The organism is Ensifer sp. 4252 (genome assembly GCF_050434565.1).
Lineage (GTDB): Bacteria > Pseudomonadota > Alphaproteobacteria > Rhizobiales > Rhizobiaceae > Ensifer.
Genome location: NZ_JBNDIU010000001.1, coordinates 1080177 through 1095857 on the forward strand (window position 1 = coordinate 1080177; position 15681 = coordinate 1095857).

The following is a 15681-nucleotide window of genomic DNA, read 5'->3' on the forward strand; positions in this document are numbered from 1 at the left end:
TGGGATCAGCGTTGCCAACCGGCGAACTGACGTTGCGGACCGTCATCGAACAACGGTGTCGCCACGTCATAATCGACCGTGGCCAGGGGAGCCGCGAGGCTGCGTCCCGGGCTGGCGGTCGGTGTTGGCGAAGCCGCGCGGCGTTCGATACGGAACCGGCGGATGGTCTCGCCGAGCTCGACGATGACATTGTGTAGATCGTCGGAAGACCGGACGGTCTCGCCCGCCATCGCGGCACTTGCCTGTACGGCCTGCGAAATCGCCCCGATGTCGGATGCAACACCCTTGAGGTCGCCGACCTGCTGTTCCGCCTCGCGGGCGATGCCGGAGACGGCAGCATTGATCGATGTGACCTGCTGGACGATGCTGCTGATCGCATCCTGCGTGCGGCCGACGATCTCGACGCCGGTCTCGACCTGCGCCTTGGTGCCGGTCACCAGCTGCTTGATTTCACGTGCCGCCTCGCCGGAGCGCTGCGCAAGCGCGCGCACTTCCTGCGCGACGACGGCAAAGCCGCGGCCGCTGTCGCCAGCCCTGGCAGCCTCGATGCCGGCATTCAGCGCCAGGAGGTTGGTCTGGAAGGCGATCTCGTCGATGACACCGATGATCTGGCCAATCTTTTCGGCCGACGCCTCGATATCGGCCATGGCGGAGATTGCCTGGCCGGCAATCTCGCCGCTGCGCTCGACGGCAACCCTTGTCTCGTTGGCCTTTGCTTCGGTGGCGCTGATGCGACTCGAGCCCGTGGCCATGCGCGCAGTCATGTCGGAAAGTGCTGCAATCTGGCCAGTGAGGGAATCGGCTTCGGCTGACGCCTTGTCGGAAAAGGCGGCCGCGCCGTCGCGCAGACGGCCAATGAAGGTCTCCGCCGCCTGGCCGCGCTGGTCGGCGGACTGCAGGCTCTGCTGGATCGTGTCGAGTGCCGCATTCAGGCTGGCAACGATCGGCTGGTAGGCATCCGGGGCGCTCTCCGACAGACGCACGCCGAGGTCGCCCTCGTTCAAGCCCTTGGCGAAATCGCCGAAAAGAGTCGTTACCGCCTGCTCGTCGGCGCTGTGCTGGTCGGCGAGCTGACGCTGATGCTGCTGACGAAGGGCGTTGAAGCGAAGCGAGACGCCGATCTCGATGTCGACGAAGACGGTGCGGACGAGTGCCGCGACCAGATCGCACAGTTCCTTGCGGCGCCCCCTGCCCATCGGCAGGAAGGACTTCGGCCAGGCCTCTTCGATAAGGCCGACCACCAAGTGTTCAAGCACGACCGCATGGCTTGCCATCTGCCAGCGCGGGTCGAGGCCCATGCGGTTCGAAGTATCGGCAAGCACCTTGACGCGCTCGGCATAGAGGCCGTCAAAGCGCGCATCGGTCAGTACGTTCCAGTGGGAAGATTGGATGTCCTGGAGGCGATCGAGCTGCCGGTCGTTGTCGAAATGGCGGGCCGCGTCAGGATAGCTCTGCAGGCGCTGGAAGAGATCGCGAAGTGCTGCGTCGATACGGGGGGAAAGTTTCTGCCTGGCATCGCGGACGCGGGAACAGCTCTCGTCGTCGAGCCCGGCAAAGCGCAAGCGCTCCAGCAGACTGCCTGCCTGGCCCTTCCTTGCCTGTTCTGACGATGCTTCCTGCCTCAACGCTAAATCCCCGGCTTTGCATGCTCGGAATTTGCCAGGGGAGGATCAGGACGGTCCACGGTCCACCGGACGTGCACGCCACATCGATGAGATCAGCCCCCGCCGCTTGGGCGTCTGCTATCGTCCATCCCGCAAGTAAATTCGGTGAAGAATCGATACCGGACCTAAACCGGTACGGCGGGGCGGCATCATGCCTTGAGGAGACTGTGAATTTTTCCCATTCCGACGTGTGGGACAATGTTTATGGTTAATTCCTTGCTTGAAGGTTAACGGTTGATGGCCTGTAACCGGATTCACTAAAATTCGCGGGGCGATTTCTGGCGCTGTTTTTGCAGTGCAACAATGCCGCACTATTGGCCGCGAATTTCCACAGGTTTTCACTCACAAGAGTTTAGAATTGTACTTCGACTTGCGCTCGCGTATCGAAGCGAAAGTGAAGTGGGCGCGGATCGCGCGAAAGAAACCTTTGCAGCAAGCAAAGCGACATCATGACGATGCGCTGACGGGAAACGAACAATGATTGTTCTTGGAATTGGCGCCGCTCTCACAGCAATCCTGACAATGATGGCCGTATCCATCGTGCTCAATCTCGAGCATAACCGTTCGGCGAACCGCAGTTCGGTTTTCTGAGCGGCAAGACGCGCGTCATCGACGTCAAACGCCCATTTCCTGCAGCGCCGTTACTGCCTTATACCTCACCGTTGCTGGTCGCCATTGCCCTGTTGCACATGGCGTTTCGTTAGCGCCCGCCAGTTTTCCGCATAGCGCACAAAGCTCTGAGGTACGGGGCCGGCGAAGGCCTGCACGCCGGTTCGCACGTGACGGCCGTCGACAAGACTTGCAGCCCCGAGGCTGGTGCCGGTTACGTTGTGGCTGTCGGCAAGGACCGGGCGCGCCGTTGCCGCCTGAAGCATGCGCAAATAGGCGGCGTTTGCAGCAAACGGCCCCTCGACCACGATATCCCCTCGCGCACCGATGAGATCGAGGCATGTCGCCGTCATCAAGGCCAGATGGAAGGATACGGCAGCGGCCTTGCCGCCCGTCGTCAGCGCTTTTTCATCCATCGTCCAGCAGGCCCTGGCCGAAGGGTAAGGTCCCGAGCCCTCGGGAAGCGAGGGCAACAGCATGTGCCCCGCCGCGATGACCGCTTCCTCGTCTTCGAACGAGGCGGACGTCGCGCCATCGCCGAGCAACAGCGAGAAGGCGCGACCGCCCATGAAGCGCGCCGAAGGAACCGGGTCGCCGAGCGCGTTGACGTTGATCAGCGTGTCGCGATGTTCATCGAGCGCCACCTTGGCGCCGCCGACCGCCAGCATCACGACCCAGGTGCCTGTTGATACGACCGAGAAAGGTGCCTTCCGGGTCAGAAGGTGTGGAAGCAGCGAGGCGTTGGAATCGTGGATGCCGCAATAAACTGGCGTGCCGCTCGGGATGCAGGTGGCCGCACAAAGATCCGGCAGCAGGGCGCCGACGATAGCGCTCGCCTTGCGGACCGGCGCAAACAGAGGGCGCCAGCCCTGGCTGTCCACCAGCGTCGAAAAGGTACCCGCATTCGGATTCCAGAGATCGGTGTGGCAGCCGAGCGACGTCAGTTCGTTGACGCGAACGCCGGTCAACCGGAAGGTCCAGTATTGCGCATAGGTCAGGATCGTCGCGACCTTGGCGAAAGCCTCCGGAAAGGTTTGCTGCTGCCAGAACAGTTGCGCGCCGACATTCAGCCCCATCGGTAGGCGCGCCGAACCGGTTTCGGCAAAGGGGGGACGTACGGCTCCATACGCCTCGGCGCAGGTATCCGGCCCGCCGAATTCATAGTCGAGCACCGGCAAGGCAAGCCCACCGGCTTCGTCGAGAACGACCGCGGTTGCGCCGTGGGTGGTGATCGAGATCGCTTGCAAGGGATGGTCGGCATGGAGCGCCCTCAGGCTATCGAGCACGAAGGCCCAGAGACGCTCGACATCGAAATGCGGATAGGGGTCGCCTTCGACGACACCGTTTGCAGTCTTGCGCACGGCAATCTCTTCGAAACGATCGAGATCAACAGCTGCGACCTTGGCATTGGTCTTGCCGATGTCGATGACGCCCACGATCCGCATCGGGTCAGCTCATGTGAAAGACAGTTTTGAGCGGCACGGCGACCGGCTCGTTATCACCACGGGTTTCCATGATATCGGCCATATGGGCCCACCACTTCTGCATGACAGGATGGGAGGGCAGATCAGCCATGCCGTGATCGGCCGTTCGCCAGAGAACGCCGAAGAGCAGATTGTTCTCCTCGTCGAGATGGATGGAGTAGTCCGAGACGCCGGCCTCCTTCAACAGGGTCACGAGTTCCGGCCAGATCGCATCGTGGCGCGCGGTATATTCGCCGGCCATTCCCGGATTGAGCCGCATGCGGAAGGCGTATTTTTCCATGGAAACCTCAGTGAGCAAGACGGCGTCGGGCGCGTCGCCACAGGATGGGCAGGGCGATCACCGAGATCAACAGCAAGCCGATGAAGATCGACATGACGATGCCCGGCACGTTCAGCAGCCCGAAGCCGAAAGTGACCATGCCCATGATCAGGGCCGCAAGCACGACGCCCGGGATGGTGCCGGACCCGCCGAGAATGCTGACGCCGCCAAGCACCACCATGGTGACGACTTCCAGCTCCCAGCCGAGCGCGATCGACGGGCGGGTGGAGCCGAGGCGCGAAGTCAGGCAGATCGAGGCAAGCCCGGCCATCAGGCCGGTGAGCAAGAACAGCGTGAACTTCACGCGGCCGACGCGGATGCCGGAGAACAGCGCTGCCGTCTGGTTGTTGCCGATCGCGTAGACGGCACGGCCGAAATTGGTCTTGTGCAGCACCACGCCATAAATCACGGCAAGGGCGACAAACAGCGTGAACTCGAAGGAAAATACCCACCAGACATAGCCCTGCCCGAACCAGGAGAAGCTGTCAGGATAGCCGGTGAAGGCCTGATCGCCGAGAATGATGAAGGAGAGGCCACGAAACAGGCTCATGGTGCCGATGGTGACGACGATCGACGGCAGGCCGAGGCCGGTGATCAGCAGGCCGTTGACGACGCCGCAAAGCAGCCCGACCGAGAGCCCGACAATCACCAATGCCGGCGTGTCGAACCCGAGCTGGACGGCATAACCCATCACCGTCGAGGCGAGCGCGATGATCGAGGCGACCGAGAGGTCGATCTCGCCCGAAATGATCACCAAGGCCATGGCGAAGGCGATCATCGCCTTTTCCGTGAAGTTGAAAGTGGCGTCGGAGAGGTTCCACGGATCAAGGAAATAGGGCGAGGCCAGCGAATTGCCGAGAAAGATGAAGCAGGCAACGACGAGCAGCAGGCTTTCCCAGCTCTTCAGCAGGCGCGCGCCACGCCCTTCCAGACGATCGGGAATGTTGCGGGGGGAGAGATGCGTTTCGGCCATCAGACAGCCTCCGCCTTTTTGAGGATGACGCGGCCCTTGCGTCGTTCGGCACGGGCATTGACGGCAACGGCTGTGATGATGACCATGCCGGAGATCGCCATCTGGGCGAAGGGCGAGATGTTGATGACCGGCAGCGCGTTCTTGATGACGCCGAGGAACAATGCACCGAGCACCGCTCCGGGCACCGAGCCGATGCCGCCGGCAATCGAGATGCCGCCGATGACGCAGGCGGCAATGATGTCGAGTTCGAAGCCGGCAGCGATATCGACATAGGCAACGGCATAGCGCGACACCCAGAGATAGCCGGACAGGCCGGCGAGCGTGCCCGAGAGGCAGTAGGCAAAGAAGCGGGTCCGGCCGACATCGATGCCGGTGTAGACAGCCGCATGCGGATTGCCGCCAACGGCGAAGAAGGCGCGCCCGAGCGGTGTGCGGCTGATCACCAGGAAAATCGCAGCCACCATGACGACGGAGAGCCACGAAAGCACCGGAATGCCGGCCAGATCAGTGCGTGGAAAGCTCTTGAAGGCATCGCTCATCTGGTGGGCATTGATCCACTTGCCGTTGGTCAGGAGGAAGATCAGGCCGCGGTAGATGGTCAGGGTGCCGAGCGTGACGACGATCGGAGGAATGTCGAGTTTCCAGACAAGCGCGCCGTTGATCATGCCGAGGATCGCGCCGAGCGCCATCGCCGACAGAATGATGACCGGGATCGGCAGGCCGGGAAACGCCGCGTTCAGCATCGCCGCAACCATGCCGGAAAGCGCCAGGTTCGCCGCCATCGAAAGATCGATGCAGCGCGTCAGGATCACGGCCATCTGGCCGAGCGCCAGGATGATCAGGATAGAGGTATCGTTATAGACCCGCGCCAGATTGGCGGGCGCGATGAAGGGCGGGAAGCGCCAGGCGATAAGCGCGATCAGCACCAGGATCGCGCCGACAAGTAGCAGTTCACGGTTTTTCAGGAGCTTTGCCATCATGCGGCCTCCGCAATGCCGGCGGCAGCGCGCACCAGCTTTTCCGCCGTCAGTTCCGCACGGTCGAAGCGGCCGGCGATGCGACCCTCGCGCATGACGATGACGCGATCCGACATGCCCATGATCTCAGGGATCTCCGACGAGACCATGATGACGCTGAGGCCCTGGGCGGCCAGTTCGCTCATGAAGGCGTGAACCGCCGCCTTGGAGCCGATGTCGATGCCCTTGGTCGGCTCGTCGAGGATGATCACCTTCGGCTTGGTCGCCAGCCACTTGGCGATGACCACTTTCTGCTGATTGCCACCGGAAAGCGTGCCGACATCCTGATCGAGCGAGGCTGCACGCAGATCAAGCCTCGATGTATATTCCCGCGCAAGCGCGAACTCGTTGGCAAGTTTGAGGAAGCCGGAGCGCGAGGTGCGCGACAGCGACGGCAGCGTCACGTTCTGGAAGATCGGCAGACCGATGATCGCGCCCTGACGGCCACGCTCCTCCGGCACATAGACGATGCCACTCCTGATCGCCTCCGACGGGCTGCGGATCACCAGGATCTCGCCGTCGAGCCTGATGGCGCCTGCCGACGGGCGGGTGATGCCGATCAGCGACTGCATGAATTCGGAGCGGCCGGCGCCGACCAGCCCGTAGAAGCCAAGGATTTCGCCGCGCCTCAGTTCGAAGTTGATATCCTCGAACTCGGTGGGGTGGCGATAGCCGGAGACGGTGAGGACAGGCTCGCCGATGACAACGTCCTTCTTCGGATAGACCGAGCCGACGGCGCGGCCGACCATCATGCGCACCAGATCGTCTTGGGCGACATCGGCGATCAGCCCCTCGCCGACCATCGTTCCATCGCGAAAGACGGTATAGCGATCGGCGATACGGAAGATCTCGTCGAACTTGTGGCTGATGAAGAGGATCGCCTTGCCGTCTGCCTTCAGCCGTTCGACAAGTGCATAGAGTTCGTGAATTTCCTTGTGCGACAGCGCCGCCGTCGGTTCGTCCATGATGACGACGCGGGCATCGACGGACAGCGCCCGCGCGATCGCCACCAGATGCTTCTTGGCAATGCCGAGGTCGCGCAGCCGGATCGTCGGATCGAAATCGGCACCGGCGCGATGTAAGAGCGCGCGCGCGTCCACGTTGAGTTTCTTCCAGTCGATCAGGCCGAAACGATTGCGCGGTGCATGGCCAAGGAAGATGTTTTCGGCGACGGACAGTTCGTCGAACAGGACGGTTTCCTGGTGAATGGCGGTCACGCCGGCCCTTGCAGCAGAAAGGGCGGTCGGGAAGGTGGTTTCCGCATCCGCGACACGAATGCTGCCGCCGTCCGGCTGGTAGATACCGGTCAGGATTTTGACGAGGGTCGACTTGCCGGCGCCGTTCTCGCCGACCAGCGCGGTCACGGAGCCGGGATAGAGCGACAGCGAAACGTCGGACAATGCCTTGACGCCGGGAAAGGACTTGGAAATCCCCTCGAGCGCGATGGCGGGCTTCAGCCGCGATGTCATCGTATCCTGCAGCAAGTTCCGTCCGCCTGATTTGTGTGCCTCACACCGAGCGCACCGCAGTCTGCAAAATGGCCCCTCACCCCAACCCTCTCCCCGCTCGCGGGGAGAGGGGGTCTGTTGGCGTGTAGCCGGTCGAACGGCGTTCGTGATGAACGAAGCATCGCCGCGTGTTCCCTTCTCCCCGCTTGCGGGGAGAAGGTGGCCGGCAGGCCGGATGAGGGGCAATGCCCCTCGCCGATCAGAAGATCTTCGCGAACTCTTCGACGTTCGAGGCGTCGTAGACGAACGGGTCGGCCATGGCGCCTTCGTTGTTGTCGTCGAGCTTGACGGCGCCCATGCGGCCCATCTTCAGCTCCGCACCGGGCTTGGCTTCGGCACCGTTGACCAGATCATAGGCGATCATCGTCGCGGAATAGCCGAGATCGATCGGGTTCCAGATCGCGAAGGACTTGGATGCGCCCGACTTCACGTGGCCGGCCATCTCCGAGGGAAGGCCGAGGCCTGTGACATTGATCTGGCCGATCTTGCCGGCATCGGTGACGGCCTGTGCCGCCGCGACAATACCGACCGACGTCGGCGCGATGATCGCCTTCAGATTCGGATGGGACTGAATGAGCCCTTGCGTTTCGCGGTAGGACTTGTCGGCCAGATCATCGCCGTAAACGGTCGCGACGACATTGATGCCCTTGTAGTTGCCCTGAACCTTCTTCATTTCCTCGATCCAGGTGTTCTGGTTCGTGGCTGTCGCCGAAGCTGAAAGCACGGCGACATCGCCGCCGTCCGGCAGATTATCGGCGGCGAGCTTGATGATCATGTTGCCGATCAGCGGGCTCGAAGACGGGTTCAGGTGCATCAGGCGACCGTCCTTGGCAACGCCGGAATCCCAGGAGATGACCTTGATGCCGCGATCCATCGCCTTCTTCAGCGCCGGGACAAGGGCGTCGGTGTCATTGGCCGACACCGCGATGGCGTCGACCTTCTGGGCGATCAGCGAATTGATCACCTCGATCTGGCCTTCGGCGGTCGTTGTCGTCGGACCGGTGTAGATCACCTCGACGTCACCCAGTTCCTTGGCGGCTTCCTGTGCGCCCTTGTTGGCAGCCTCGAAGAAGCCAATGCCGAGCGCCTTGACGACCAGGGCGATCTTCTTGTTTTCCGCATGCGCAGTGCTGGCCATCAGCGCCAATGAAACGGCGGCCGTGACCATCAATGATTTCAGGATCTTCATTTCCACTCCTCCCATGGACCGGAACGCGATCGGGATGACCGCATCGTCCGGTACTGACCTTCTCCAAGCGAAACCGGCCCGGTCTTTTCCGACCGGTGCCGATCCTTCCCCTCCCCTCGGCCGTCTCAAGCGGTCGAGGATGCATTCTCTGCGTCAGTGCCGGACCTGGCATTGGCGATCACCAATCGCACGCCGGCATTTTCGAGCATCGCGGCATGCCTGTCCTCGATGCCCGAATCCGTGATCACCGTGGCGATCCGCTTCAATCCGCACAGGATGAGGCTGGAGCGCTTGTGAAATTTCGACGAGTCGACCAGCACGACGAGTTCGTCAGCCTGATCGATCAACTTCTGCTCGGCCTGGATCAGCAGTGGATCCGCTTCCATCAGGCCGAGAGGACCAAGCCCCTGGGCGCCCATGAACATGCGCCGCGCATAGAAATTGCGCGTCACGTCGTTATCGAAGGGGCTTAAGATAATGTTCTGCTCGCGGTAGATCGTGCCGCCCGACAGCATCACCGTGTTCTTCGAATGTTTGAGCAGATGCTCGGCAATCGGAAACGAGTTGGTGAAGACCTGCATCCGGCGGTTGGTGAGAAAGTGCACCATCTGAAAGGTCGTTGTGCCGCCATTGACGATGATCGGTTCGCCGTCTTCGCACAGCGCCACCGCCTCCTTGGCGATCGCCTGCTTCTCGCGGGCATGCAGCCCTTCATTGACCTTGAACGGCCGGCCGGCGAGCCCGACGAATTGTGGCGGATTGATCGCCTCCGCGCCACCGCGCACGCGCCGCAGCCGCTTCTGCACGTGGAGCGCCGCGATATCGCGCCGGATCGTCGCCTCGGAACTATCGGTCAGATCGACCAGTTCCGGCACCGTAACAACGGGCTTTTCCTGAACCGCCGACAGAATGATCCGATGTCTTTCTTTCTCGTGCATCCGTTCCTCCGATAATGTGCATGCTTCCATCACGACCAAACATTGTCAATCACAATCAATCATATTTTTTCATTGTGCAGTGCGATATGCGTGAATTTGATCGTTTTTGATTGACAATGACTCTCGGCGCATGTGATCTGATGCCAACCACATCTCCACGCGGCCGCCAAGCCGCGAGGCAACGGACCGGGAGGATTTTCGAGATGCTCGACAAGCAACAGGGCGCGCGGCTTGCCAATCTATGGGATGAGACGAAGGCGGCTGGCATGACCGAGGCCGAACGTCTTCTCTATCGCTCGAACCTGCTCGGCTCCGACAAGCGCATCACCAACTACGGCGGCGGCAACACCTCGGCCAAGGTGATGGAGAAGGATCCACTCGGAGGCGGCACAGTCGAAGTCCTGTGGGTCAAGGGCTCCGGCGGCGACGTCGGAACGATCAAGATGGACGGCTTCGCCACGCTTTACATGGACAAGCTGAATGCCCTGAAGAGCATCTATCGCGGGGTCGCCTTCGAAGACGAGATGGTCGGTTATCTCCCGCATTGCACGTTCAACCTCAACCCGCGCGCCGCCTCGATCGATACGCCGCTGCATGCCTACGTGCCGAAAAAGCACGTCGACCACATGCATCCCGATGCGATCATCGCGATTGCGGCCGCGAAGAACAGCAGGGAATTGACGGCCAAGATCTTCGGCAACGATATCGGCTGGCTGCCCTGGAAGCGCCCGGGCTACGAACTCGGGCTGTGGCTGGAAAAGTTCTGCCTGGAGAATCCTGATGCCCGCGGCGTCGTGCTTGAAAGCCATGGCCTCTTCACCTGGGGCAACACGGCAAAGGAAGCTTACGAAACCACCGTCGCAATCATCAACAAGGCGATTGCCTGGTTCGAGACGGAAAACACCAAACCGGCCTTCGGCGGCGTGGCCAAGCCGACGCTCGATTCCGGTGAGCGGGTGGCGATCGCCAAACGGCTGATGCCGGTTATCCGCGGCCTGATCGGCGCCGACGAGCGCAAGGTCGGGCATTTCGACGACAGCCAGGCGGTGCTCGACTTCGTGACGGCCAAAGATCTCAAGCCGCTGGCAGCGCTCGGCACCAGCTGCCCGGATCATTTCCTGAGAACCAAGATCCGCCCGCTCGTCGTCGATTTCGATCCCGCCGCGGCAGATGTCGAAAAGACGCTTGCCGGGCTTCCCGACGCAATCGCCGCCTATCGGGCCGATTACGCCGCCTATTACGGGCGCTGCAAGCACGCAGACAGCCCTGATATGCGCGACCCGAATGCGGTCGTCTACCTCGTGCCCGGTGTCGGCATGATCACCTTTGCCAAGGACAAGGCGACTGCGCGCATCTCCGGCGAGTTCTATGTCAATGCCATCAATGTCATGCGCGGCGCATCCGGGGTTTCGACCTATGTCGGCCTGCCGGAACAGGAAGCCTTCGACATCGAGTACTGGCTGCTCGAGGAAGCCAAGCTTCAGCGCATGCCGAAGCCGAAGAGCCTCGCCGGGCGCATCGCTCTGGTGACCGGCGGCGCCGGGGGCATCGGCAAGGCAACCGCCCACCGGCTGATGCAGGAGGGCGCCTGCGTCGTCATCGCCGATATCGACGACACGGCGCTTGCTTCAGCCGAAAGCGAGCTTGCAGCCCGCCATGGCAAGGATTTCGTGCGCTCCGTCCGCATGAACGTGACCAGCGAGGCGGCGGTCGAGGGCGGCTTCGGCGATACGCTTCTCGCCTTCGGCGGCCTCGATATCCTCGTCTCCAATGCCGGTCTTGCCTCCTCCGCCACGGTCGAGGATACGACGCTGGCGCTCTGGAACAAGAACATGGACATTCTCGCGACGGGCTACTTCCTCGTCTCGCGTGAGGCTTTTCGGATCTTCCGCAACCAGAAGGCCGGCGGCAACGTGGTCTTCGTCGCCTCCAAGAACGGTCTTGCCGCCTCGCCCGGCGCATCGGCCTATTGCACCGCCAAGGCGGCCGAAATCCACCTCGCCCGTTGCCTGGCGCTCGAGGGGGCATCCGCGCAGATCCGCGTCAACGTCGTCAACCCGGACGCCGTGCTGCGCGGCTCGAAAATCTGGACCGGCGAGTGGAAGGAACAGCGCGCCGCCGCCTACAAGATGGATGTCGATGACCTCGAGGCGCACTACCGCGAACGCTCGATGCTGAAACTCAGCGTGTTCCCGGAAGATATCGCCGAGGCGATCTACTTCCTCGCCTCGGACATGTCGGCGAAATCGACCGGCAACATCGTCAATGTCGACGCGGGCAATGCCCAGTCCTTCACCCGCTGATCCGGAGATTTCGATGAGCACCATGATCGGCAAAACCGTCCTCGACGTGGAAAACGGGCGTCGCGAGGCGGCACTCCACCAGGACTATGCAGGCCTTGGCGAAAGGCTGGCGCGCCGCGGCGTCGACATCGACGCCATCAAGCGCAAGGTCGCGGCCTACGGCGTCGCCGTCCCATCCTGGGGTGTGGGCACCGGCGGCACCCGCTTCGCCCGCTTTCCCGGCAAGGGCGAGCCGCGCAACATCTTCGACAAACTGGAGGATTGCGCAGTCATCCAGCAGTTGACACGGGCAACGCCCAATGTCTCGCTGCATATTCCGTGGGACAAGGTCAGCGATATCTCGGAACTGAAGCAGAAGGGCGCTGCACTCGGCCTCGGCTTTGATGCGATGAACTCGAACACTTTCTCGGATGCGCCCGGACAGGCGCATTCCTACAAGTTCGGATCGTTGTCGCACAGCGACGCGGCCACACGGGCCCAGGCGGTCGAGCACAATCTCGAATGCATCGACATCGGCCGACAGCTCGGTTCGAAGGCACTGACGGTCTGGGTCGGCGACGGCTCCAATTTTCCCGGCCAGAGCAACTTCACCAAGTCGTTCGAGCGTTACCTCGATGCGATGAAATCGGTCTATGCCGCACTGCCCGAAGACTGGCGTGTCTTCACCGAACACAAGATGTTCGAGCCGGCCTTCTATTCGACCGTGGTGCAGGACTGGGGCACCAACTACCTGATCGCCCAGGAACTCGGACCCAAGGCCTTCTGCTTGGTCGACCTCGGCCACCACGCGCCGAACGTCAATATCGAGATGATCGTCGCCCGGCTGATCCAGTTCAGGAAGCTTGGCGGCTTCCACTTCAACGATTCGAAGTACGGCGACGACGACCTCGATACCGGCTCGATCGACCCCTACCGCCTGTTCCTCGTCTTCAGCGAACTGGTCGATGCCGAGACGCGAGGTGCTCAGGGCTTCAATCCGGCCCATATGCTCGACCAGAGCCACAATGTCACCGATCCGATCGAAAGCCTAATGACGAGCGCCATCGAGGTCTGCCGCGCCTATGCGCAGGCGCTCATCGTCGACCGCGCGGCGCTCGACGGCTTCCAGCAGGACAACGATGCGTTGATGGCAACGGAAACGCTAAAGGCGGCGTTTCGTACCGACGTCGAGCCTATCCTGGCGATGGCTCGCCTCGAAAGTGGCGGAGCAATCGCACCGGTCGCGACCTATCGGGCGAGTGGTTATCGCGCCAAGGTGGCCGACGAGCGGCCGGCCGTCGCGGGCGGTGGCGGCGGCATCGTCTGATAGCACGCCACCGCATCCCAAAAGCAACCTGCCGGGCAGCGACCGCAGCCCGGTGTTTTCGCGCTCTATTGATGCTCTGGCGGATCGGCTCCGATCTCATAAGAGGATCATACAGCGAGCATGACCGCGGCCTTTTTCCGCCCTGTTCGACGAACAGCAACGGATTGTCCGGCACAAATGCACCGCATTCCTCCAAAAAATCACCGCACGATGAAATTGCCCCCTATCTGATTTGAAATCCTGGTCTATCTTTCCCCTCTACAGGGCCGCGTCTTACCGGACGCGCAAAGGTCGCTGTAGCACTTTGAATGCTGCATGTTTTATCCACAAATCGGCAAGGATCTGAGGAAACATGCAGGAGGTCCAACGGAAAAGGAACCATTCATGGGTATCGAAAGCATTCTCGTATTCCTGATTGTCGGTGCGATCGCCGGCTGGCTTGCCGGCTTGATCGTCAAGGGGTTCGGCTTCGGCCTGATCGGCAACATGGTCGTGGGCATCATCGGCGCCTTCATCGCCGGCTTCCTCTTTCCCGCCATCGGCATCAGCCTTGGAACGGGCGTGCTTTCGGCGATCCTGCATGCGACGATCGGCGCGGTGATCCTCCTGGTGCTGATCCGTATCGTCAAACAGGCGTGACGGCGCACTGTGACGCCATCGATACCGTGCGGCTCGCCGATTGGCGGGCCGTGCCAGACCAACGGAAGGAAGACACCGTGAGCGAGCTCCACACCGACAACATCGAGACGGCGCTGAAGGCATTCATGGCCGACCATCCTGGCAAGCTCACGCGCGAACAGGCGATCGCGGCGATCCTCGAAAACTGGTTCACCACCCACGGCTACCTGCCGCCGCAGCAGGAAGGCAGACGTCCGGAAGACCTTGACGCTTCCAACGACGATTGAGACAGTCTCGGCGGCGGCAACACCGTCGCGCTTCACACGCGTTCGTCCGCCCGACGTTCGTCACCAAACGATTGCCAGAGCCTGAAGCCCCGTTATGAGCCTTACCTCCGTCAAGCAGTTCTTCTCGCAGCACGCCCCCGACATCGACGTCATCGAACTCGAACAGAGCACAGCCACGGTGGCGCTTGCCGCCGAAGGCCATGGCGTCGAACCCGCCCAGATCGCCAAGACATTGGCGCTTCGCGTCGGCGACGACGTGATCCTGATCGTCACGCGCGGTGACGCACGGCTCGACAACAAGAAATACAAGGCCCGCTTCGGCACCAAGGCCCGCATGCTCGGCTTCGACGAGGTCGAGGCGGAAACGGGACATCCGGTCGGCGGCGTCTGCCCGTTCGGCCTTGCCAAGCCCCACAGCATCTATTGCGACCTGTCGCTGAAAGCCTACGACATTGTCGTTCCCGCCGCCGGCGCGACCAATGCCGCCGTTCACATCAATCCGCAGCGTATCGTCGAATTGACCGGCGCCGAATGGATCGACGTTTCGGAAACGTGATCGGTGCCTTGGAATGGCCACAAAGCTTAACTGAAAACGCAGGCACGTCCCGGCAGTGATTTGCCCGGGCGCGGCCTTTTCCATAATCAGGAGTCCGTCGAGCATGAAGACAGTCGCGTACCCGCTCATCTTCGCCGCCACATTTTCCCCGGCGCTGGCGATGGATCAGTCCCTGGTGCGCCAGTTCGAAAAACTCGACCCGCAGACCCGCCTGGAACAGCGCTGCGATACCGAGGCGATGGAGCGCATCAACGCCGACAAGACGACTTTCAAGCCGGACAAGGTGATTGCCTACACCTTCGCCGAACCGGTCATGAAGGAAAACAAGATGAAGGCGCCGGGCGCGGTCTTCCGCAGCAAGGGGGAATGGTACAAGCTGAAGTTCAAGTGCCGCACCGACGCGGAGCACCTGGATATCCTGTCCTTCGAATACAAGATCGGCGAGCTTGTGCCGCACGAGAACTGGGACGAGTTCTACCTCTATCCCTGACGGGCCGAAGGACTGCATGTTTCTTTAAACCGTATTCGGTTTAAGGCCAAACGGGACCTGGGCAAACGACGCCGGCCGAGCACCTGGCTGCTGTTAGGAATGTCGCGCAAAATTTTCGGCCCTTTCGCGATGACGACATGCGAAAGAACAAAAGCCTTTGGCGCGTCACGCGAGCCCTGGAGATCGCGACGCGCTTTAGAGAACGGCCATCAGAAACAGCAGCGAGCCAAATGACAACGCTGCCATGATGCTCATCAGCATTTTCATCATGTGATCTGCCATTTCGTACATCCTTGCCTCTACTCCCTCAGGAATGAACGAATGCGTCTGCCTTTGCGGCGTGAAATGCCTGGCATAATCCCGGCTTGAAACGCCCGACTGACACGATCCCACTGGATCCGTGCACAATCTGCTATCAGCG

The 15681-nt window shown here is 61.6% G+C and carries 14 protein-coding genes; 6 read left to right on the forward strand and 8 right to left on the reverse strand.

Annotated elements, in window-relative coordinates:
- Positions 1-5 precede the first annotated feature (5 nt).
- The 8 genes from ABIE33_RS05320 to ABIE33_RS05355 form a co-directional block, all read right to left on the reverse strand.
- Positions 6-1625: a globin-coupled sensor protein gene (locus ABIE33_RS05320; RefSeq protein ID WP_429122263.1), complete on the reverse strand. Its 1620-nt coding sequence runs from the start codon at positions 1623-1625 to the stop codon at positions 6-8.
- A gap of 695 nt (positions 1626-2320) precedes the next feature.
- Positions 2321-3718 carry an FGGY-family carbohydrate kinase gene (locus tag ABIE33_RS05325; RefSeq protein WP_429122266.1) on the reverse strand — a complete coding sequence of 466 codons (1398 nt, stop codon included), beginning with the start codon at positions 3716-3718 and terminating at the stop codon, positions 2321-2323.
- A 4-nt stretch (positions 3719-3722) separates the two neighbouring features.
- On the reverse strand, positions 3723-4037 hold the full coding sequence (locus ABIE33_RS05330; protein ID WP_429122268.1) for an L-rhamnose mutarotase: 315 nt from the start codon (positions 4035-4037) through the stop codon (positions 3723-3725).
- Between the two features lie 7 nt (positions 4038-4044).
- Positions 4045-5049, reverse strand: coding sequence for an ABC transporter permease (locus tag ABIE33_RS05335; protein ID WP_429122271.1), 1005 nt, complete (start codon positions 5047-5049; stop codon positions 4045-4047).
- Positions 5049-6029 carry an ABC transporter permease gene (locus ABIE33_RS05340; RefSeq protein ID WP_429122274.1) on the reverse strand — a complete coding sequence of 327 codons (981 nt, stop codon included), beginning with the start codon at positions 6027-6029 and terminating at the stop codon, positions 5049-5051. The genes ABIE33_RS05335 and ABIE33_RS05340 overlap by 1 nt, the downstream gene beginning before the upstream one ends.
- Complete coding sequence (locus tag ABIE33_RS05345; protein WP_429123107.1) at positions 6026-7522, reverse strand: sugar ABC transporter ATP-binding protein; 1497 nt, start codon at positions 7520-7522, stop codon at positions 6026-6028. Before ABIE33_RS05345 ends, ABIE33_RS05340 begins: the two co-directional genes overlap by 4 nt.
- A 250-nt stretch (positions 7523-7772) precedes the next feature.
- Positions 7773-8762, reverse strand: a complete 990-nt coding sequence (gene rhaS / locus ABIE33_RS05350; protein ID WP_429122277.1) for a rhamnose ABC transporter substrate-binding protein — start codon at positions 8760-8762, stop codon at positions 7773-7775.
- A 125-nt stretch (positions 8763-8887) separates the two neighbouring features.
- Positions 8888-9700, reverse strand: a complete 813-nt coding sequence (locus ABIE33_RS05355) for a DeoR/GlpR family DNA-binding transcription regulator (RefSeq protein ID WP_429122280.1) — start codon at positions 9698-9700, stop codon at positions 8888-8890.
- A 203-nt stretch (positions 9701-9903) separates the two neighbouring features.
- On the opposite strand from ABIE33_RS05355, the gene ABIE33_RS05360 reads away from it, so the two are divergent.
- From ABIE33_RS05360 to ABIE33_RS05385, 6 genes are all read left to right on the forward strand, one after another.
- Complete coding sequence (locus ABIE33_RS05360) at positions 9904-12003, forward strand: bifunctional rhamnulose-1-phosphate aldolase/short-chain dehydrogenase (protein WP_429122282.1); 2100 nt, start codon at positions 9904-9906, stop codon at positions 12001-12003.
- Positions 12004-12016: 13 nt separating this feature from the next.
- Positions 12017-13309 (forward strand): L-rhamnose catabolism isomerase, encoded by a 1293-nt coding sequence (rhaI, locus tag ABIE33_RS05365; RefSeq protein WP_429122285.1) that lies wholly within the window; start codon positions 12017-12019, stop codon positions 13307-13309.
- A 384-nt stretch (positions 13310-13693) separates the two neighbouring features.
- Positions 13694-13948: a GlsB/YeaQ/YmgE family stress response membrane protein gene (locus ABIE33_RS05370; RefSeq protein WP_053250496.1), complete on the forward strand. Its 255-nt coding sequence runs from the start codon at positions 13694-13696 to the stop codon at positions 13946-13948.
- A gap of 77 nt (positions 13949-14025) precedes the next feature.
- Complete coding sequence (locus ABIE33_RS05375; RefSeq protein ID WP_429122288.1) at positions 14026-14214, forward strand: hypothetical protein; 189 nt, start codon at positions 14026-14028, stop codon at positions 14212-14214.
- A 94-nt stretch (positions 14215-14308) separates the two neighbouring features.
- Positions 14309-14770, forward strand: coding sequence for a YbaK/EbsC family protein (locus ABIE33_RS05380; protein ID WP_025425882.1), 462 nt, complete (start codon positions 14309-14311; stop codon positions 14768-14770).
- A 103-nt stretch (positions 14771-14873) separates the two neighbouring features.
- The gene (locus tag ABIE33_RS05385; protein ID WP_429122290.1) at positions 14874-15260 is read left to right on the forward strand and encodes a DUF930 domain-containing protein; all 387 of its coding nucleotides are present in this window, start codon (positions 14874-14876) and stop codon (positions 15258-15260) included.
- Positions 15261-15681 lie beyond the last annotated feature (421 nt).